Annotated in this window: 16 protein-coding genes and 1 pseudogene; 7 read left to right on the forward strand and 10 right to left on the reverse strand. The window is 61.0% G+C overall.

The genetic code is table 11. The annotated features are described in order from the left end of the window. Window positions 1-247: 247 nt before the first annotated feature. Genes KWO_RS02230 through KWO_RS02255 form a run of 6 tightly spaced genes read right to left on the reverse strand, consistent with a single transcriptional unit; the run spans window position 248 to window position 6,125 of the window. Complete coding sequence (locus KWO_RS02230) at window positions 248-601, reverse strand: Na+/H+ antiporter subunit G (protein WP_010368016.1); 354 nt, start codon at window positions 599-601, stop codon at window positions 248-250. Further along, complete coding sequence (locus KWO_RS02235) at window positions 598-882, reverse strand: K+/H+ antiporter subunit F (RefSeq protein ID WP_003486364.1); 285 nt, start codon at window positions 880-882, stop codon at window positions 598-600. Before KWO_RS02235 ends, KWO_RS02230 begins: the two co-directional genes overlap by 4 nt. Further along, window positions 879-1,385, reverse strand: a complete 507-nt coding sequence (locus tag KWO_RS02240) for a Na+/H+ antiporter subunit E (protein ID WP_010375086.1) — start codon at window positions 1,383-1,385, stop codon at window positions 879-881. Before KWO_RS02240 ends, KWO_RS02235 begins: the two co-directional genes overlap by 4 nt. Then, window positions 1,382-2,926, reverse strand: a complete 1,545-nt coding sequence (locus tag KWO_RS02245) for a monovalent cation/H+ antiporter subunit D (protein WP_017112249.1) — start codon at window positions 2,924-2,926, stop codon at window positions 1,382-1,384. The genes KWO_RS02240 and KWO_RS02245 overlap by 4 nt, the downstream gene beginning before the upstream one ends. After that, on the reverse strand, window positions 2,923-3,297 hold the full coding sequence (locus KWO_RS02250; RefSeq protein ID WP_010368025.1) for a Na+/H+ antiporter subunit C: 375 nt from the start codon (window positions 3,295-3,297) through the stop codon (window positions 2,923-2,925). Before KWO_RS02250 ends, KWO_RS02245 begins: the two co-directional genes overlap by 4 nt. Next, a complete protein-coding gene (locus KWO_RS02255; protein WP_010375088.1) occupies window positions 3,297-6,125 on the reverse strand; it encodes a monovalent cation/H+ antiporter subunit A in 2,829 nt (942 codons plus the stop codon). The genes KWO_RS02250 and KWO_RS02255 overlap by 1 nt, the downstream gene beginning before the upstream one ends. 165 nt (window positions 6,126-6,290) lie before the next feature. Between KWO_RS02255 and KWO_RS02260 the strand changes: the two are divergent. Continuing rightward, a pseudogene (locus tag KWO_RS02260) lies at window positions 6,291-7,192 on the forward strand (NAD-dependent epimerase/dehydratase family protein). 28 nt (window positions 7,193-7,220) lie between these two features. Here KWO_RS02260 and KWO_RS02265 read toward each other — a convergent pair. From KWO_RS02265 to KWO_RS02280, 3 genes are all read right to left on the reverse strand, one after another. Beyond that, window positions 7,221-7,706 (reverse strand): Mpo1 family 2-hydroxy fatty acid dioxygenase, encoded by a 486-nt coding sequence (locus KWO_RS02265; protein WP_017112251.1) that lies wholly within the window; start codon window positions 7,704-7,706, stop codon window positions 7,221-7,223. A gap of 99 nt (window positions 7,707-7,805) precedes the next feature. Then, the gene (locus tag KWO_RS02270) at window positions 7,806-9,401 is read right to left on the reverse strand and encodes a M4 family metallopeptidase (RefSeq protein ID WP_010375091.1); all 1,596 of its coding nucleotides are present in this window, start codon (window positions 9,399-9,401) and stop codon (window positions 7,806-7,808) included. 242 nt (window positions 9,402-9,643) lie between these two features. Further along, the gene (locus KWO_RS02280; protein ID WP_227479946.1) at window positions 9,644-10,108 is read right to left on the reverse strand and encodes a hypothetical protein; all 465 of its coding nucleotides are present in this window, start codon (window positions 10,106-10,108) and stop codon (window positions 9,644-9,646) included. Here KWO_RS02280 and KWO_RS22395 point away from each other — a divergent pair. The 6 genes from KWO_RS22395 to KWO_RS22840 all read left to right on the forward strand — a co-directional run bounded on the left by KWO_RS22395 (window position 10,103) and on the right by KWO_RS22840 (window position 17,887). Further along, a complete protein-coding gene (locus KWO_RS22395) occupies window positions 10,103-10,378 on the forward strand; it encodes a hypothetical protein (RefSeq protein ID WP_162471411.1) in 276 nt (91 codons plus the stop codon). The genes KWO_RS02280 and KWO_RS22395 overlap by 6 nt on opposite strands. A gap of 1,061 nt (window positions 10,379-11,439) precedes the next feature. Beyond that, on the forward strand, window positions 11,440-11,889 hold the full coding sequence (gene hap3, locus KWO_RS02290; RefSeq protein ID WP_010375095.1) for an Hpa3 family type III secretion system protein: 450 nt from the start codon (window positions 11,440-11,442) through the stop codon (window positions 11,887-11,889). After that, window positions 11,886-13,853 carry a type III secretion system effector XopF1 gene (xopF1, locus tag KWO_RS02295; protein WP_010375096.1) on the forward strand — a complete coding sequence of 656 codons (1,968 nt, stop codon included), beginning with the start codon at window positions 11,886-11,888 and terminating at the stop codon, window positions 13,851-13,853. The genes hap3 and xopF1 overlap by 4 nt, the downstream gene beginning before the upstream one ends. 450 nt (window positions 13,854-14,303) lie before the next feature. Next, window positions 14,304-15,287 carry an IS5 family transposase gene (locus KWO_RS02300; RefSeq protein WP_017113471.1) on the forward strand — a complete coding sequence of 328 codons (984 nt, stop codon included), beginning with the start codon at window positions 14,304-14,306 and terminating at the stop codon, window positions 15,285-15,287. A 180-nt stretch (window positions 15,288-15,467) separates the two neighbouring features. Continuing rightward, on the forward strand, window positions 15,468-16,448 hold the full coding sequence (locus KWO_RS02310; RefSeq protein ID WP_017113964.1) for an IS5 family transposase: 981 nt from the start codon (window positions 15,468-15,470) through the stop codon (window positions 16,446-16,448). Between the two features lie 323 nt (window positions 16,449-16,771). Further along, window positions 16,772-17,887: a YopT-type cysteine protease domain-containing protein gene (locus KWO_RS22840; protein WP_227479914.1), complete on the forward strand. Its 1,116-nt coding sequence runs from the start codon at window positions 16,772-16,774 to the stop codon at window positions 17,885-17,887. Between the two features lie 524 nt (window positions 17,888-18,411). On the opposite strand, the gene KWO_RS02325 is transcribed toward KWO_RS22840, so the two are convergent. Then, on the reverse strand, window positions 18,412-19,338 hold the full coding sequence (locus KWO_RS02325) for a phosphoribosylaminoimidazolesuccinocarboxamide synthase (protein WP_017112681.1): 927 nt from the start codon (window positions 19,336-19,338) through the stop codon (window positions 18,412-18,414). Between the last annotated feature and the right edge of the window lie 192 nt (window positions 19,339-19,530).

Consider the following 19,530-nt stretch of genomic DNA (forward strand, 5'->3'; position numbering starts at 1 on the left):
TGCTAAGCGCCATCGGAAACGCCGGAAAAGCCCAATATTGCGCAGTTGCAGTACTGTCGAGTGTCGCGTTATTTGTACTCATGGAGCCCATTGTCTTGCTGGCTTGCGGCAGTGCGCATGCTATCGCGCAAAGGACATGAGGACGTTTGGCACGGCCATGCATGATGCAGTGCAACCCTGCTCGGAGTCGCTTCTGAGAGAGCCACCAGCAATATCCATGGCTGAGCGTCGGAGCTATCGCGCCGCCCTAGCGAGGTGGCACTTTTTGCTGCTGCGCGTCGCTATGATTCGGTGGTTCCGGGCGGTTTTCCATCATCAGCGACAGTGCTGCCTTTGCCATGAGGTGCGCGCTGATCGGTGCAGTGATGAATAGAAATACGGTAATCAGCAATTCGCGCGGCTGCGGGTCCACGCCGAGAAACAGGTGATAGCCCACCGAGGCCAGCAGCACGCAGCCCACGCCCAGCGTGCTGGCCTTGGTCGGTGCATGCAGGCGCTTGAAAAAATCCGACAGTTTTACCAGCCCGAATGCGCCGATCAGGATGAAAAACGTGCCCGCCAGTAGCAAGGCGCTGAGCACGTATTCGGTGAGGGCGATCATTCGACGATGCTCCGCCGCAACACATACTTGCTCAGCACCACCGTGCTGCCGAAGCCGAGCATCGCAATGACCAGGGCCGCCTCGAAATAGATCGGCGAATCCAGGTACATGCCCAGCAGCATCAATTCGGCGATGGCGGTGACCGAGAGCGTATCCAGCGCCAGGATGCGGTCTGGCACGGTCGGCCCGCGCAGCAGACGCCATAACGCCATCAGGATAGCCAGGCCCACCGCATGCATGCAGATCACGATGGTCGATTCGATGAACATGTGGCCGGTCATGGAAAGATCTCCATCAGGGGCTTCTCGTAGCGGCTCTTGATCTCGGCAATCAACGCCTCCGGATCGTCCAGATGCAGCACGTGCACCAGCAGATATTTACGGTCATCCGACAGCGCCGCCGAGACGGTGCCGGGCGTCAGCGTGATCATGCTGGTCAACGCGGCAATGCCGTGGATGTTGGCGATATCCAGCGGCACCCAGATGAAACCGGGATGGATACGCGATTCTGGCCCGAGCACCTGCGCAGCGACCTTGATGTTGGAGCGCACGATGTCGCCCGCGGCCACCAGCAGCATGCGCGGCACCGAGCGCAGCGAACCGATCTGAGCGAACTCGCGGTCCAGCCGCGCCGCAAAGATCGGCACGACCACGCCCAGCAGCATGCCCAGTCCCCATTGCTGCGGGCCGAAGCTGTCGCTGAGCAGCAGCCAGAACACGAAGACCGTCACGCTCAACGGCGGCGACGGAAACAGGCGGCGACGCAATGGCACACGCATGGTCATGGCTGCCTCCGCTGCGGTGTCGTGGCACGCACCTGGTCCACATACGCGCCCGGTTCGCGCAGCTGCGTAGCGGCGGCGTTGGTGTAATGCATCAAGGGCCCGGCGGCCACGGTCATCGCGACCAGCCCGCTGAGCAACACGACCGTGGCGGCGGTCTCCACCGGGCGCATGCGGCCACGCCGTTGCGGCTGCAGTTCCGGTGCGTCTTCTGCGGCGGCCGGCACGCGCCAGAACAAACGCACACCGGCGCGCGTGAGTCCGATCACCACCAGCAGGCTGCTACCGAGCACCGCGCCCCACACCGGCCCAACCAGGCCCTCGGGCACGTGCTGTAGCAACGCGGCCTTGGCAAGGAAGCCGGACAGCGGCGGCAACCCGGCCACCGCGACTGCAGCGATCATAAACATCGTGCCTGGGATGGCCCTCCCTGGTAGCGGCGCCACCACTTCCTTGCGGTCGCTGGCATTGCCGCGGCGGCGCCGGATCAGGTCCGACACCATGAATAACGCCGCCGCGACAAAGCTGCTATGCGGCAGGTAATACAGGCCAGCACCCAAGGCACCTGCATCGTCCAGCGAGAACGCGATAAACAAGGTCGCCGCCGAAAACACCACCAGGTACGACACCATGACCCGCAGCCGCGATGCAGCCATCACCCCGAACGCGGCCATCAGCAGTGTTGCGATGCCCAGCCACAACAGCGCATGGCGACCGAAGCCGTGCATTTCGCCAGCACCGGCGCCAAACCACAACGACGAGACCCGCAGCGTTGCATACAGCCCCACCTTGGTCATGATGGCGAACAACGCAGCCACCGCCGCTGGCGCACGCGAATAGGTTTCCGGCAACCACAGATACAACGGTAGCAACGCGGCCTTGCTGCAAAACACCAGCAGCAACAGGCCGAGCGTGGCCTTGGCCAGTGGCACATCCTGCGCCGGCAGATCGGCAATGCGCTGCGCCAGCTCGGCCATGTTGAGCGTGCCGAACACTCCGAACAGCAAGCCCAACGCGATCAGGAACAGCGTCGACGCGCACACGTTGAACACCACGTAATGCAGGCCCACCCGCATCTGCAAGCCACGCCCGCCGCTGAGCAGCAGGCCGTAGGAGGCGATCAGCATCACCTCGAAGAACACGAACAAGTTGAAGATGTCGCCGGTCAAAAATGCGCCGTTCAAGCCCATCAACTGGAACTGAAACAACGCATGGAAATGCGGCGCGCGCCGATCCCAGCCTGCGCATGCATGCAGCAGACACGCCGAGCCCAGGATCAAGGTCGTCAACAGCATCCACGCCGACAGGCGGTCGCCCATCAGCACGATACCGATGCGCGCCGGCCAGTCGCCGAGCAGGTACACCAAGATCTCGCCATCGGCCGCACGTGCGAACAAGGCGATGATCGCTGCGGCCAGCAAGGTCATGCTGACCCACGCCACGCTGCGCTGCACGCGCGGCCCATAGCGACGGTGCTCGACGAACAACGACGCCGACGCGCCCAGCATCGGGATCAGGATTGGCAGGATCATCAGATGATTCATCGCCGTGCCTCGCGCGTGTCCACGCCGGTGGTGGCGTCTTCATGCGCATCCACGTGATCACTGTGGTTGTCGCTACGGCTGCGGATTGCCAGCACCAGGCTCACCGCCGTCATTGCGAACGCAATCACGATGGCCGTCAGCACCAGGGCCTGCGGGAGCGGGTCGGTGTGGTGCATCAGTTCGGCTGGCACGCCCTCGCGTAACACAGGTGCTTGGCCGCTGCGTAAGCGTCCGCCGGCAAAGATCAGCAGGTTGGTCGCGTACGACAGGAAGGTCATGCCCAGGATCACATCGAAGCTGCGCGCACGCAGAAGCAGGTAGATCGCCAATGCGGTGAGGACGCCGATCGCGCTTGCCACTGCCAATTCCATCAATGTTGCTCCGCGGTGCGTGTCGAACGTTGGGTGGGGTCGATCTCGCCGCGCTGCGAACTGCGCGTGCGTGAGGGTTTGATCGTGCCCATCATCGACAGCGTCAACATCGCCGCACCGAACACCACCAGATACACGCCGATATCGAAGCCCAGCGCACTGGCCAATTCCAACTCGCCCAGCAGCGGTAGCGGAATTTCCAGATGTCCGCTACTCAGGAACGGCAGCCCAAAGACCAACGAGCCTGCACCGCTGACCAGTGCGCACAACAAGCCGATACCGGTCAGGCGGATGTAGTCGAAACCAAAGCGTGACTCCACCGAGGCGGTGCCCTGAATCACGTACTGCATCAGCAACGGCACCGCCAGCACCAGCCCGGCGATAAAACCGCCACCCGGCGCGTTGTGCCCGCGCAGGAACAGAAACAGCGACACCGTCAGCGTCAGCGGGAACATGATCTGCGCCAGATCGGCCGGCACCGGCAACTTGATCGGTGGCCCTGGCATGGTGCGCTCCGGCGCCATGCGCGAGCGGCGCAGCAAGGCATGCACCACCAGCCCGGCAATCGCAAACATGGTGATCTCGCCAAAGGTGTCGAAGCCGCGGAAATCCACCAGGATCACGTTGACCACATTGCGCCCGTACGCTTCCGGCAACGCGCGCTGCAGCAGTTCGCCGGCGACGGAGTGGCTGGGCTGGGTCATCAAGGTATACGCCAACGCTGCCAGACCCGCACCGCCGAAAACGGCAATTGCGGCATCGCGGATCTTGCGCAGCCGCGCAGGTTCGGGCAACGAGCGCTCGGGCAGATAATTCATCGCCAGCAGCATCAGTACCAGCGTGACCATTTCCACCAGCAACTGCGTCAGTGCCAGATCCGGCGCCGACAAGAAGACGAACGTCAGGCTGACCGCCAGCCCGGTGCCGCCCAGTACCAGCACGGCCAGCAGGCGCTGCTTGTACAGGAACAGGCTGCCCAGGGCGCACGCCATCATCAACAGCCACACCATCCAACCCAGCGCAGGCATCGGCGTGGGTGCAGGCCACTCAGGCAATGTGCCGCCTTGCAGGAACGGCACCAGCGCCACCACTACTGCGCTCAGCACCAGCAGCATCAACATGCGCTGCAAGTTGCCGTTGGTGACGGCATCGGTCATGCGTGTGGTGGCGGTGAACAAGGCACGCAAATTCCATTGGAACAGCGCCTTGCCCGGGGAACGGTTCTGGATGGCGTACAAATCCAGCGTGCGTCGCAGTGACATGTACAGCAACGCACCGCCGACGATGCCGGCGATGCTCATTGCCAGCGGCCGATTGAAGCCATGCCACAGCGCCAAGCTGTAGTCGGGCAGGCGATCGCCAAGGATCGCGGTGGCGCCCGCGCGCAACACCGGCGCTACTGTCCACGCGGGCACGATGCCCACCGCCACGCAGGTGAGCACCAACACATCTACCGGAATCCGCATCCAGCGCGGCGGCTCGTGCGGTGTGGTATCCAGATCGCGTGGGCCGTCGCCGAAGAAGGTGTCGTGCACAAAGCGCAGGCTGTACGCCACGCCCAGCAGACCGGCCAGCAGCGCAGCCGTGCTGGCCAGGATGCGCATCAGCTGCGGTGCTTCGGTGTCCAGCGCAACCGCAAAGAACATTTCTTTCGACAAGAAGCCGTTGAGCAGCGGAATGCCCGCCATCGCCAGCGACGCAGTGATCGCCAGCGCGCTGGTCACCGGCATCAAATGGCGCAGATTGCCCAGCTTGCGCATGTCGCGCGTGCCGGTCTCGTGGTCGATGATGCCGGCAGCCATGAACAGCGATGCCTTGAACACCGCGTGGTTGATGAGGTGAAACACACCGGCCACCACCGCCATCGGCGTGGACAGGCCGAACAGCATCGTGATCAAACCAAGATGCGAAATGGTCGAATAGGCCAACACGCCTTTGAGGTCGTGCTGAAAGATGGCGTGCCACGCGCCTAGCAAGACCGTGATCGCACCGATGCTGGTGACCGTGTAGAAAAACAGATCGGTACCGGCCAGCGCCGGATGCAGACGCGCCAGCAAAAATACGCCGGCCTTCACCATCGTGGCCGAATGCAGATACGCCGACACCGGCGTGGGCGCCGCCATTGCATGCGGCAACCAGAAGTGAAACGGGAACTGCGCGCTCTTGGTAAAAATGCCCAGCAGCACCAGCATCAACGCATATGGATACAGCGGGCTGGCGCGAATCACATTGCCAGCCGCCAATACGGCATCCAGCTGAAAACTGCCGACGATGCGGCCGATCATCAACACGCCGCCCAACAACGCCAGGCCACCGCCGGCGGTCAGCACGAAGGCCATGCGCGCGCCTTCGCGCGCGTCCTTGCGGTGTGACCAGAATCCGATCAGCAGGAACGAGCTGATACTGGTGAGTTCCCAGAACACCATCAGCAAGAGCAGATTGCCCGACAGCACCATGCCGAGCATCGCGCCCATGAACAGCAATAGATACGCAAAAAAGCGCGATGCGCTGTCGCGTGCGCTCAGGTAGTAATGCGCATATAGCACCACGAGTGCGCCGATACCCAGCACCAGCAGGGAAAACATCCACGCCAGGCCGTCGAGCCGCAGCGAAAACATCAAACCCATCTGCGGTAACCATGCATGTTCGCTGCGAAGCACCTCGCCGCGCAGCACCGCTGGCGTCCACAGTGCCAGCACCAGCAGCCCGCCCAACGGCGCGGCCACAGCCAACCACGCAGTGATCGAACGGGGCGCGCGCCAGAGCAGCGCCGCGGCAGCGGCCATGACAAATGGCAGTGCCAGCAGAATTTCCAACGAGAAAGGCATGCAGGGAACACGAGATTCGCGAGCAGGCCAGAGAGCTTAACAAACCGTTGACTGACGTCCGCGTCAACGCCGTCGAAGCGCGCAGCCCGAAGCGACGCCGGATTGGCTGCACATCGCTGCGCTGCACTCGGTATGCTGCAAGTTCCATGCATCGATAGCCGCCCTGTGACCGCCGCCAATCCCGCTCCTTCCACCGCTGCATCTGCGCCACGCGCCCTGGTCTTCGGCGGCAGCGGGCAGATCGGCGAGCGTTTGCTGACCCGGTTGCTAAGCCGCGGGTGGCAGGTGACGGCGTGGTCGCGCCAGCCGCGCGCAGCCCGCTCCGGTCTGTTATGGCGGCAAGGCGATCTGGCCGTACCGGCAGCCGCTGGTGAGGCCTTCGAGGTGATCTTCAGCTGCGGCCCGCTGGACCATTTCGCCCGCTGGTATGCCGAAAATCCAGTGGTCGCGCCGCGTATCGTGGCGTTCGGTTCCACCAGCGTAGAGGTCAAGGAACACTCCATTGATGCGGCCGAGCGCGATGTAGCCCAGCGTCTGGCCAATGCCGAGCAGGCGCTGTTTTCCGCTGCCCTCGCGCGTGGCACCAGTGCCACCGTGCTGCGTCCGACCCTGGTCTACGGTGCCGGGCGCGACAAGACACTGACCCAGATTGCCGGGTTGGCGCAGCGCACCGGCGCATTCGTGCTGCCGGCCAACGCCACCGGGCTGCGTCAGCCGGTGCATGTGGACGATCTGGCCAGTGCTGCCTTGGCAGTGTCGCCCAGCCGGCTACCCAGCAACGCAGTTATGCAGTGGGCTGCAGCCAAGTGCTCGCGTACACGCAGATGATGGAGCACGTGCTGGAGGCATTGCCACGGCCCGCGCGCCTGTATCAGGTGCCGCCGGGTCTGTTTGGTCTTGCACTCACCGCAGCGCGACGCCTGGGCCGCCTGCAGGGTCTGAATGCCGCCGCGCTGCAGCGCATGCGCGACGACCTGGTATCCGATCTGGAACCGGCACGCCGCGATTTCGGCTATGCACCGCGTGCGTTTCGCCCATTGCCTGAAGAGCTCGGGATCGGCGAGTGATGCCGCGTGGTTGGTCTGTCGCTGGCGCTCAGTAACGCCAACCCAACTGGCGATACGCCTTCGCCAACACCCAGATCGGCCCTATCAACAGATAGGTCAGATCGGTCAAAAAGCTCGGCTTGCGGCCTTCGATCTTGTGGCCGACGAACTGCGCGATCCAAGCCAGCACGAACACCGTCAGCGCGGTGGTGAACAGGCCACTAAGCCCGATGCGGCCTTCGATCAGTCGGCACAGGCAACCGAAGAAGAAGAAAATCCCCAGCATGCCCAGACCCAGCGGGCGCGACAGCCGGTTGTAGTACGACCACGCCGCAAACATCGACAGCGCGGCCCACACGCCGCTACTGAACCAGGTCCCGCCCACCGGAATGCACCACAGCAGCGCCACCACCGACCACACGATTGCAGGCACCGCCAGCACGTGGATCTGCTGATTGGTCGCGTTTTGGTGATCGTCGGAATAACTGGCGAAATAGCGCTCGATCGGTCGCGCGGTCGTGGTGCGTTCGGTCATGTTCCCTCCCAGGAATGACCCAAGCATACGCGCGCGGATGGCGCTGTGGCAGCTGTGCCCGTCGCCACGCACGAATGGCGTGACGAGGGACGCGCGACATCAGTTGACCGAAACTGCACTCCACGCCGCAGCGACCGCGCGGTACTGCGTGGACGTGCTGCCATACAGATCGGTGGCCGCGCTCAACGTAGCGCGGCGGGCGGCCGCGTAGTTGGTGGACGAGGTCATGTACACGGTCAGCGCGCGATACCAGATACGGCTGGCGGCAGCGCGGCCGATCGCGGTCAGCGCCGTCGAGCCACTGCAGACCAGCCCGGCCGGGGTCAGGTTGTAGCTGGTGCCCGTACCGAAGCCGCTCGGCACCACTGCGCCTTCGGCCAGCAGATAGTAGAAGTGATTAGCCACGCCCGAGCTGTAGTGCACATTGAGCGAGCCCAGATTGCTGCTGTAGCAATCCGGCGAATCACCATCCAGGCTCGGCTTGAACATGTAACGCAACGCCAGCGTGCCGGTGCTGTTGTTGGGGATGATCTTCTCGCCAATCAGATAATTGCCCGGCTCCGCACTGTTGGCAGCGGAGTACTCCACCATGGTGCCCATGATGTCGGAGGTGGCTTCATTCAAACCGCCCGATTCTCCGGAGTACACCAGGCGTGCGGTCCGGCTGGTCACACCGTGTGTCATCTCGTGGCCCGCCACATCCACCGACACCAACGGCGTGAATGTGCTGCCGTCACCATCGCCGAAGGTCATGCAGAAACAGCTGTCCTGCCAGAAGGCATTGTTGTAGCGGCTACCGTAATGCACGCGGCTACGCGCACCGGCGCCATCGTTGGCGATGCCGCTACGCGAATGCGTGGTGCGGTAGTAGTCCCAGGTCAACGCCACGCCGTAATGCGCATCGACCGCGGCGGTGACCGTGTCGCTGGTGGTGCCGTTACCCCAGGCGTTGTCGGCATCGGTGACCAGGAAGCCATTGCCGGAGGTGCTGTTACGCATGTTGTAGGTGGCGCCGCTGCCGCGACTGAGATCGGTCAACTCGTAACCGCTGCTGCAACGCGTGGTCGACAATCCAACGCTGCCCGCATACAGCGCACGCCCGGTGCCGACCGCGCTGGTGCCGCCGCTGCACACCATATGCACCGTATCCCAGGATTCGAGGATGCGCTGGTTGACCGCATCGACGATGTAATGCATCTCGGTCGGCGTTTGATCGGGTTTTACGCCGCTATAGATCACCTCATACACCAGACGTGGCGCACCTTGGCGTGCATATAGCGCCAGGCTCGCACGCGGTGCGGCATCCTGCGCTACATCAAAGTGCGACCCCGCAACGCGCAATGCGGTTGCACTATCGATCCCCGGCACTAGGCTAGGGCGCACCGTCGTCTCCATGGTCTGGCTCAACTCACGCATCACGCCACGGCGCGAATGCACCACCACATCGCCGCCGATCACCGGCAGGCCGTGATAGGTGCGATCGAAGCGCACATGTTCGGTGCCGTCGGCATCGACGATGCTATCGCGTGCGATGAACGTATCGGCCGATGCACGGTTGGCCAATGCCGACGCGTTGTTCCCCAACAACGATTGCGCACGCGAAACAGCGGCATTTGCGGACAAATCTGCAGCGGTAGCGGCAGCAGAAGACGATAGCGCGCAGCAGATCGCCGCGCCCAAGACGTGGAATTGCATGACGACTCTCTCCAGAACACGTGCGATGCAAAGACCGGCGGCCCCCGACAGCCGGTCGCCGATGGCGCCTTGGGTGCCGGCAGCTACGCTTGCACAGTCACGAGCTACACAGGAGTAAAAATTACGGATGTGTTGCGTTCTGTGCGCCCGGCCACTTTCCGCTGTGGCGCACATCGCAGAGGTGCAGCGGATGTATGGTGTTATTTGCCGCTGTGGCCAAGCATGCGCGCAATGCAGTGGTTTCAAGCAGGGGTGCGCCGCATCGTTGCGCCAGCGCGGGGGCGCTGCGGTGTCCCATCACCACGCGCGCTGGCCGTTGAACGACGATCAGCTTGCGCGATGGTGTCGTTACTCCCGCGGCGCATGCGGAAACAAAGACGCCGACCAATGTCCTGGCCGGCGCCTTTTTGACCATCGCTGAAAGATCGGCGACCGCCCATCGCAACTTTCTGCTGCTCTTGCTGGGCCTGTTGCTGCTGCGACTGATCAGCCAGCAACTGCGCGCTGGTTTGCTCAAGTGTCGCGGTAGGTTGGTTCAGGTCCACTGCCGCACGGAAGCCAGGCGTGGTGCCCATGAAGAGCGATTTGCTGGTGAAGGTGGTAGCAGATGCCGATGCAGCATTGCCATAGATCCCAGTGCCGTCGATGTAACAACGCATCGCAGATAAGCGAAACTCTCGAGTCACGGTCAGAGGTGATCCATGCAACTGACGCTCGGCAACGCTGAAAGCCCGGGCAAGCGCAACCAGACCCGGCGCGAAATTTTCCGGCCCGAAATGGAGCGGTCGCTTCTGCGGCCGCAATTACTCGATCTGATCGAGCCGCAATGGACGGTAGCAGGACGGCCCGGTCGGCAGCCATTTGGTCTGGCTAAGATGTTGCAGAGTCATCTGCTGCAACATTCGTATGCGCCCAGTCCGCAGATGGAAGGGGCAGTGCACCGATCCCGACCTTATGGCGGTTGCTCAGCTTACTGACTTGGGCAACCTTCCGGGCCAGACCACGATTCTCAGCGTTTGCCGCCTGCTATAGGCCCAAGCCTTGCCGCTCAGGTGTTGGACACGTCGACGTATGTGGTGCTTGCGTTGGGCCAGAGCTTGCAATCGGGCACGATTGTCGACGCGTCGACAATTGCTGCGCCTAGTTCGACTCACGCCAGTTCGGTGATACAAAAGGCCACGATCGGGACTAGCCCCAAAGAAGCGCCCAAGTGACGACCTTGCTCGCGCGGTCACACCGGTGGATCAAGCGAAAGCGGTTACTGCATGTCGGGAGGAGCCTGCGACTGCCATCAGGAGGTGATATCCCAACCACACCAAAACTGGCGGAAGGCCGCGAGTTCCGCAGTCACTATCGCCCGGCCCGGCCTTGCGACGTCGATGCCGTCGGTTTCGTAGCAGATCTAGGGAAGCTCTGAACAACTCCTCCATCGGCTTCTGATCGACGCCTGAGCTTGTAGGCATTACGCGTAAGTGATTCCGCAAGTTGCGAGTGTTGCGATTAGGTCAGATTGCTAGCGTTCTCGCTGGTCCGGCAATTGTTCAGAGGTTCCCTAGTAGCCGCGTCCCGGGATGTGGATCGCCTGGAAAGCAAGACATGGTGATCATGGCGAACATGCTGCCACCGAAACCCATACGCGGATAATCGCGCTTTAATACGTCTAGCCAATTCCCCCTCTCGCGCAAGCGATAGGCGAAGATAGAACGGCGAAATCACCATCAAATCAGGTTAGGTGGCTATAGTTTTATATATCGCTATAAACAATAGGTGATCGCGATAATTATTCGCATAAGAAGCACATGGAATGCCGTTTCAAGACAATAAAAAAGGTAATTAAATTATTTTTTTGAATGGAATCGTGGTGCGCGCGTATGTGCATGATCAAAATTCGCTTCGCTCACTGCGCGCGAGATTCGCAATGTAGCTCCAGTCGATTTGCCATAAGAATAAAAATGCGCCCGCTTCGCGACGTGGAAAGAGCGATTGGCGCGAAACGAAGTCGATTGAAATTCATTATTTATCTTATGAGGATTTTGTGATGAAACTTAATCAGGAATATAGTGACTCCAAGGTCGCGGCGTTCTTTTCCAATATTGGTATACGTCTGGGGCTTACCGATGCGCTGGCGCAGCGGCTGCGCGAAGGCGAGACCGTTCTCGGACCTGCGGGCATGCTGTGCCGTGTGCATACGCAGTCTCAGGACGGTGACGTATCAGGGTTTCCGGAAGTCATCCTGCCGCTTGCCGCACGCGAAATTGGGGGCGACGAAGTCGTGACACTGCTTGCGCTGCAGGAGCAACTGCTGACCGAGTACGGGTGGCGGCTGACGATGTCCAATATGGGCCTGCTCTGCATTTGCCCGTTGTTGCTCGCGCAGACGCCAGAAGAAGTGGCGGCCACCCTTGAGCGTGGTCAGGTCATCGCACGTATCGCATTGGAGACGCTGGCTCCGAAGGCCGGCAGCGCTAAGAAGGAGGCGACCGTATGAGAGCAGAGCTCCAGCGCGCACGAACCGCTCCAGAGGCGGCGCTGCAGGAGAATTCCTCTCCGGCGCACCCCGAGGCACAGCATCTGCGGGATGCCTCGCCGCAAGCAAGGCAGACACCTCCCTCCGGGCCACTCGAAGGGTTGCCCAAACGCGAGAGTATCAGTAAGCGTCTAATGCGTATGGGATCCAGTCTCGGAGCCTCGTTCAAGGGGGCTTCGGTGGACAAAGCATCCATCAAGCCACAGCGGCACCCAGGAGAATCTTCCTCCGGCGCGGCTGCGCGGGAGGCCAGGCTTCAGCAATCTCTGGATCGTAATAACGCTTGCGTCCAGAAGCTGAAGGCGGAGTTCCATGCCGGCTTGAAGAGTTTTCCGTTTGAAGATGCCTCGCCGGAGCAGATGGCGTTGGAAGCGGACTACATCCGGTGGGCTGAAGCTCGAATACAGGAACGAGTCGATGTGTACGGGACAGACTCCGCCTACCATATTGCCGGGGATATGAAGGCCCTGGGCAATGACGCGGCGCTACCCCTCGCTTACGACTGCCTGAAAGGCTTGATCGTCGGCACAATGCGTGGTCCGTTCGGCAACATGGTTGCCCTCCCGTACCAGAACACTCACCTGCCTTCTGCCGAGCCGGTGAGTACCGCGGCCCTCGCCGGGGCCATCGGGGGGCTAGGGTCATTCACATGCGATACCATGCTACTTCCCGCGATGGACCGGCGGGCTCGCGTCGCCAACATGCCGGTACTGAAAAAGGTCGATCCGAAGATCCTGATCCCAGACACGGCGCCCGTGCTGTTGCAGATTACGGCGAACGGCACTAAGCGCTTCGTGACTCCCGGTGATCCTGGCGTGCCGTCGAAGCAGGAACTCACGGCAAAGGTCTTCGATAAACGTTCGGAATTAGCTTGGCGTCAGGACGCACTGACCGATGCCTCGCCGGACACCATGATGCTCAGGCCAGCGATCACCGGCTTGTTTAGCGGCGCGCGTCGCTCGTTCGCCAACCACGTACCCTACCCCTTGCCTGTGGAGATCCTGTTGAGCGCGCTGACCGGTGCGGTCTCCGGCGCATTTCACAAAGGGATGCTGCACGCGGGTAAGGTCGGCGCGATCACCGGTCAAGGCAGGGTGAGCGATTTATTGGGTGGGCATCAACGCTTGAATCTGTTTGCCATGACACTCCCGGACCAGACACGTCCCCCTGCCACGTGGTCCGACGCAGTGCATATCCCCCGTTATATTCTCCAAACCAGTAGGGAAGGGATTGCACTGGCCAAGCAAGTGTTCACTACGGGAAATGCGTTTAGAACCGCGCTGCGCGACTTGCTAGGGCGTCATATGGCCGGTAGCCTCATGTCGAATTTGGCGGCGCTCGGGACCACCAAATTGATCGTGTCACCCTTGCGCCACGGACAGGATAAGGCCTTGCCCGGCGAGCCCAACAATTCGCCAGTATCGGTGTTGCAGCAAGCCTTGCAGAGTTTCTTCAGTGACGTTGTTTGGAACTCCTTCAAAGCCAAGGTTAGTGCAAATACGAACCAGTCCAAGCGATTGGATTTCCAGGAGGCCATCGCGTTCAATGTGCAGGACACCGCGATTTTGCGATCGCTGCGGGAATTGAGGCAGCCCGTGGAAACGATGATCGAAATGCTTTCTCCGCTCGGCGGCGAAGAGGTGCGCGCAATGGAAGAGGGCGAGATCACGCAGGTGCCGTTTGGCACGGGCGCCCGCGCATTACGCAAGGCCTTGGAGTCGCTCAGAGACGAGATGCGAACCCGCTCAGTCTCGATTGAGACAGTCCAATATGCGCTTGAGCAGCTCGCCACACGTTCAGGCGATGCAAGTGGGGGTTTGCCTGACAGCCGGCTGCTTGTCGTGTTGACAAAGCAGCTGACCGATCTCTGGCAGAATCTTGTCAAGAATGAAGAACTGAGTGAGTGGCAGGAGGGCGTTATCTGAGCGGCTGCCATCGCATGCGTTTGGTCAGGTCAACGACCGAACGCAACCGCTACGAGTCGCAGCTAGGCTGCGGCTCGTATTTCGCGTTAGATAGCTGTGATCGGCACATTCCGCGGATGCATAGGCTTGCATCTGCCGAGAAACAGATTCGAAACGAATGCTGCCTATCGCTGGTGAGAAAGCGGCGCATCCTGCCGGAGGACTGAAGTACGGGCCGGCGCGATTTCCGCTACGGAGCGCATCTGGCATCGGTGCGTCCGCAGCGAGTTACGGTACTGCGCGGTTCCTGTTGCGACATGGACACCTAAGAAGGCCCTGGGTAACTCATGGACCGGCTGGAGAGCTGCAATCTGGGTTAGTGGCGACGATTGCGGTTATTGTACTTAAGGAAACTCTGAACAACTCCCCTTGATCCTGCGACAATCACACAGACGCAACGGGACAACGACGATGCAACTGACCTTCGGCGATGCGGAGTACAACGGCAAGCGCAAGCGGACGCGGCGTGAGGTGTTCTTGGCCGAGATGGACCAGGTCGTGCCGTGGAAGGATCTGCTGGCACTGATCGAACCGCACTACCCGAAGTCGGGGCAGCCGGGGCGACAGCCGTATCGGCTGGAGACGATGCTGCGCATCCACTTTTTGCAGCAGTGGTACGCACTGAGCGATCCATCGGCGGAAGAAGCACTGTACGACACGGTGTCGATGCGCCGTTTTGCGAAGATCGGCGGGCTGGATGAGGTGCCGGATGAAACGACGATTCTCAACTTCCGGCATTTGCTGGAGCGGCATGATTTGGCGCGCAAGCTGTTCAACCGGGTCAACGCGCACCTGTCGCGTAAAGGGCAGAGTCTGCGGGGCGGGACGATCGTGGATGCCACGATCATTGCGGCGCCAAGTTCGACCAAGAACAAGGATGGCGAGCGCGATCCGGACATGCACCAGACCAAGAAGGGCAACCAGTACTTCTTCGGGATGAAGGCGCACATCGGGGTGGACGATGAGTCGGGCCTGGTGCACCACGTGGAATGCACGGCGGCCAACGCAGCGGACATCACGCAGGCGCACAAGCTGCTGCACGGCAAGGAAGACACTGTGAGCGGCGACAGCGGCTACACCGGGCTGGACAAGCGCGATGAGATGAAGGGCAAGCGCACGCTGCGCTACCTGATCGCGGAGAAGCCCTCGAAGCTGAAGCAGATCAAGAATAAGCGCGAACTGAAGTTGGCCAAGCGCTGGGAGCACACCAAAGCCAGCCTGCGTGCGAAGGTGGAACACCCGTTTCGGGTGATCAAGCGTCAGTTTGGTTACGTCAAGGTGCGCTATCGCGGTTTGGCGAAGAACACCGCACAGGTGCTGACGCTGTTTGCACTATCGAATCTGTGGCTGACGCGCAAAGCGTTAATGCCTGCTGCGGGGAAGCTGTGCCTGTAATCCAGGCAACACCTCGCAAACGTGCCGAAACCGGCAAAAAATCGGCGATTTGAGCGCCCTCAGCGCGGCGGATGCGGTTGCTTCGTTTTCCGGTCGCGTTGATCAGACCATCCTTAAGGAACCTCTGAATAACGCACCACAGATACGCGACACTACCCGCCTCATGTTGAGGAGTGATCCATGCAACTGACGTTCGGTGACGCTGAGGGCCTGGGCAAGCGCAAGCAGACCCGGCGCGAGATCTTTCTGGCCGAGATGGAGCAGGTGGTTCCGTGGCAGCAACTGCTCGGGTTGATCGCGCCGCACTATCCGGTGTCGGGGCGGCCGGGGCGGCAGCCATATGCCCTGGCGACGATTTTGCGGATTCATTTGCTGCAGCAGTGGTATGCGTTGAGCGATCCGGCGATGGAAGAAGCGCTGCACGAGATTCCGACATTGCGGCGATTTGCCCAGCTCGGCGGGTTGGACGACATTCCCGACGAGACCACGATTCTCAACTTTCGGCGCCTGCTGGAGACCCATGGCCTTGCCGGGCGGATGCTGGAAGCGGTCAACGCGCATCTGGCGCGCAAGGGCCAGAGCCTGCGGTCCGGCACGATCGTCGATGCCACGCTGATCGCTGCACCCAGTTCGACCAAGAATGCCGATCGCGCGCGCGACCCTGAGATGCATCAGACCAGGAAAGGCAATCAGTGGTATTTCGGGATGAAGGCGCACATCGGTGTGGATGAGTTTTCCGGGCTGGTGCACCACGTCCATTGCACAGCGGCCAATGTCGCCGATGTCACGGTGATGCACATGTTGCTGCATGGCAAAGAAGACAGCGTGTTCGGCGACAGCGGCTATACCGGTGCAGACAAACGCGAAGAGCTGCAGGACTGCGAAGCTGCATTCTTCATCGCCGCCAGGCCCTCGACGATCCAAGCCATCGGCAACAAACGCGAGCGTGCCCAGGAACAGCGTTGGGAACGCTTCAAGGCCAGCGTGCGCGCGAAGGTGGAGCATCCGTTCCGGGTGATCAAGCGCCAGTTCGGTTACACCACGGTCCGCTATCGCGGACTGGCCAAGAACACGGCACACGTGCTGACCTTGTTTGCGCTCTCCAATCTGTGGATGAAGCGAAAGCAGTTGCTGCCGGCTATGGGGAGCGTGCGCCTGTAAACCGGGGAATTCCCACGGAAAGCGCCAGAAATGGCGAAATTCCGAAGATCCAAACGCCACTCTTCGGAACCATGCCACCTTCCGCCCTGTCAGCATCGTTGTTCAGACCTTCCTTAAGCATCTTGCGCGCCAACTAGCCTGTCTCGGACACTGACCGACAGCCTATGACGGAGTCGTTCAGAGCTTCTTTATTCGACCTGCATTCTTGCATGGGTCACGCATAAGAGCGTCCCCATTTTTCTGCTTTCGTGGCGCGCATTAGCCGTGACGAAACGAAATCCTTTTGATAATGCGCTGTGCCTACTCGGACTCAGGAGCGACTCATGGCTAAAACTCGGCTTGCATTTCCCGTTGCGACTGCGGCCTCTATTCCCTCGCATACCCAGGCTCCGCCCATATCAGACCTGTGGCGCGAAGCGCCTTCGTCTGGAAATGCCACCTCGTGTGGCCCGCTGGCGGGGCTGCCGCGACGGCCGGCACGGGCACACCGCAGTGCTTCGTGGTTGTCTGCTTCGCGCTCTGGCCTGGATCTGCCTTCATGTGAAGCGCAAGCCGGTCAACCGACGGAGACAGTTGCGACTTCGGTTGGCTGCGCCGATGTGTCCACTCGCTTGAAAGCGAAGTTGAGTGGTTTTGCCTGCTGGGCTCCGTCCGATAAAAGCGTTTTCGAAAAAAGTCTTCGATTCGGTTTTGTACAAGACAGGAAGAGTTTAGAGACTGTGTTCAATGGTGATGAGATAGGGGGCGGCGGGGTGTGCGCCGGACTTTCCGCCATATGGATGAATCTCCACTGTGCCGTCCCCAATGCCAAAGTCAGCACGAGACTGCAAACGCTGGCCTCGCTCGAAAGCCTGCACCACGCCCTCATTTATCAGAGGATTTACTTGCTTAACCTCGATGACAGCCTTAACCTGCGTTACTCGACGCAGGGCTTGTTCGAACCTAAATCACTTCAATCTGAGGCGTTCCGGAAAATTAGCGAAAATTCACTAGACCCAATGCTCTCAGTAGAGTCAGAGGGGCGTGAGCACATGAACGAACTCTACGGAATCGCTAGGGAGGATATGCCGATAAAAAGCACGTCTTCCTCGGCAAAAATGGCTGAGGCGATAGCGACCGTCGACGGTTACGCCAGCCTCCTTTACCAGCGCATCCATAATGACAAAAAACAGCGTAGCGGGCATGAAATGAGCATATACAGGAGCCCCCAAAACGGCATGATCACTTTCTTCGAACCTAACTTTGGAGAGTTTATATTCAGCACCAAAGCGGCTGCCCAGTTCCTGCGGGAATTGGAAAAAAGGGTGCGAGATAGAAGCGACATTTACTTCAAATGGATATTGACACGAGTCCGACCGAACATCGCAGGCACGAGTACGCCCATTGACGTTTTGGTAGATCACATAAAAGCAAAGTATGCAGCTCGTCTCGTGCCTTAGCTGGACATGACGGTCAATTCTCGTTGTGGTGTTTTTTAACGCGAAACGCCGCAATGCAAGTAACTCTCTGCTCCGCACGCGCGAAGATCCTAAAACGGTGATTCGACCGGCAGCGGAAATGACCCCCTGCACAGCGGCTGACCGTACAAGCTGCACTAGACCTCATCGACGCGCCGGGCTTCGAGCCCATCTTTGCCCGGCAATGGCCCAGCTCATCAGGCTGGTGCCGCAGGTGGAGTCCGATCCGGTCTTTCAGCTGGCGCAGCTGTTCCACGCGTCCGAATTGTCGCTGAGGCAGACCGTCAAAACAGCGCGCGCCGGTGCGTGCTGGCTCATGCAACCGAGTCGAAGCCAGGCCACAGCGGCGCCTATCCGGCGTCGCGCGTCTGGTCGTTCGCGGGTGCGTCCCGCTTCGTCAACGAGTTGATCGCCGAGGTAGAGCGAACAAGCCCGTGCGCTCCCACTTCGCCTTGATGCGTGGCTTCCTCAGTAAAGCGCGAGGCCCGAACGCGAGGCCTTGAAACTCAATCGACCCAAATATCTGCCAGCCGCTGCAGCGCTTCGGCATATTTTGCCCGTGTACGGTCGATGACCTCTGCCGGCAGGCGCGGGCCGGGCGCGGTCTTGCCCCATTCCAGGGTTTCCAGATAATCGCGCACGAACTGCTTGTCGTAGCTCGGCGGGCTGGTGCCCGGTTCGTATTGGTCGGCTGGCCAATAGCGCGACGAATCCGGGGTCAGCATCTCGTCCATGATGTACAGGCGGCCGTCGGCATCGGTGCCGAATTCGAACTTGGTATCGGCCAGCAGAATGCCGTGTTCGGCAGCGAAATCTGCGGCGAAGCGGTAGATGCGCAAGGTGGCATCGCGCACGCGTTCGGCCAGCTCGGCGCCGACGGTCTTGACCATCGCGTCGAAGTCGATGTTTTCGTCGTGGTCGCCGACAGCGGCTTTTGTCGAGGGAGTAAAGATCGGCTCGGGCAGTTTCTCGGCCTGACGCAGGCCGTCGGGCAATTCGATGCCGCTGATCTTGCCGGTGCGCTGGTAATCCTTCCACCCGCTACCAATCAGATACCCGCGTGCGATCGCTTCCACCGGCACCGGCTTGAGCTTGCGCGTGACCACGGCGCGTTTGGCGTACAAGGTCGGGTCCACGCCCTCGGGCAACACCTGCTCCACGCGGATGTCCACCAGGTGGTTGGGCATCAGGTGTTCGGTCTTGTGGAACCAAAAGTTGGAGACCTGGCACAGCATCTCGCCCTTGCCGGGAATCGGATCGGGCAGCACCACGTCGAACGCAGACAGGCGGTCGGTGGCCACCATCAACAGATAGTCGCCCGGGGGCGCGTTGGCGGGCAGGCGGTCGCGGGGAATATCGAAGACATCGCGGACCTTGCCACGGTGACGCAACGGCAGGCCGGGCAGATCGGATTGCAACAGCGTGGTCGACACAGGCACTCCTAAGGACGTCGCTATGACGCTGTCCCCGGGACCCGGTGGGCCCGCGGGTGGCCAGCGGGCCGCGTAGTGTACGGCGCTTCGCCGCCGCCCGCAGAATTTATTGGAGCCCGCGCGGTGGCGCCTGTGCAGGGCCCGTCAGCCAGGCCGGGCGGGCGTTCGGGTAAGATCGCCAACCCGCCTCAT

Origin of the sequence: Xanthomonas vasicola pv. musacearum NCPPB 4379, assembly GCF_000277895.2 — a bacterium.
In the GTDB taxonomy this organism is placed as follows: domain Bacteria; phylum Pseudomonadota; class Gammaproteobacteria; order Xanthomonadales; family Xanthomonadaceae; genus Xanthomonas; species Xanthomonas vasicola.

What these genes read in the sequence shown, in the direction of transcription:
- KWO_RS02240 (WP_010375086.1), bottom strand. Translation starts at nt 1,385, where the DNA reads ATGACCATGCGTGTGCCATTGCGTCGCCGCCTGTTTCCGTCGCCGCCG.
- KWO_RS22840 (WP_227479914.1), top strand. Translation starts at nt 16,772, where the DNA reads ATGGCTAAAACTCGGCTTGCATTTCCCGTTGCGACTGCGGCCTCTATT.
- KWO_RS02245 (WP_017112249.1), bottom strand. Translation starts at nt 2,926, where the DNA reads ATGAATCATCTGATGATCCTGCCAATCCTGATCCCGATGCTGGGCGCG.
- KWO_RS02270 (WP_010375091.1), bottom strand. Translation starts at nt 9,401, where the DNA reads ATGCAATTCCACGTCTTGGGCGCGGCGATCTGCTGCGCGCTATCGTCT.
- KWO_RS02310 (WP_017113964.1), top strand. Translation starts at nt 15,468, where the DNA reads ATGCAACTGACGTTCGGTGACGCTGAGGGCCTGGGCAAGCGCAAGCAG.
- KWO_RS02255 (WP_010375088.1), bottom strand. Translation starts at nt 6,125, where the DNA reads ATGCCTTTCTCGTTGGAAATTCTGCTGGCACTGCCATTTGTCATGGCC.
- KWO_RS02230 (WP_010368016.1), bottom strand. Translation starts at nt 601, where the DNA reads ATGATCGCCCTCACCGAATACGTGCTCAGCGCCTTGCTACTGGCGGGC.
- KWO_RS02250 (WP_010368025.1), bottom strand. Translation starts at nt 3,297, where the DNA reads ATGGAATTGGCAGTGGCAAGCGCGATCGGCGTCCTCACCGCATTGGCG.
- xopF1 (WP_010375096.1), top strand. Translation starts at nt 11,886, where the DNA reads ATGAGAGCAGAGCTCCAGCGCGCACGAACCGCTCCAGAGGCGGCGCTG.
- KWO_RS02300 (WP_017113471.1), top strand. Translation starts at nt 14,304, where the DNA reads ATGCAACTGACCTTCGGCGATGCGGAGTACAACGGCAAGCGCAAGCGG.
- hap3 (WP_010375095.1), top strand. Translation starts at nt 11,440, where the DNA reads ATGAAACTTAATCAGGAATATAGTGACTCCAAGGTCGCGGCGTTCTTT.
- KWO_RS02235 (WP_003486364.1), bottom strand. Translation starts at nt 882, where the DNA reads ATGACCGGCCACATGTTCATCGAATCGACCATCGTGATCTGCATGCAT.
- KWO_RS22395 (WP_162471411.1), top strand. Translation starts at nt 10,103, where the DNA reads ATGCAACTGACGCTCGGCAACGCTGAAAGCCCGGGCAAGCGCAACCAG.
- KWO_RS02265 (WP_017112251.1), bottom strand. Translation starts at nt 7,706, where the DNA reads ATGACCGAACGCACCACGACCGCGCGACCGATCGAGCGCTATTTCGCC.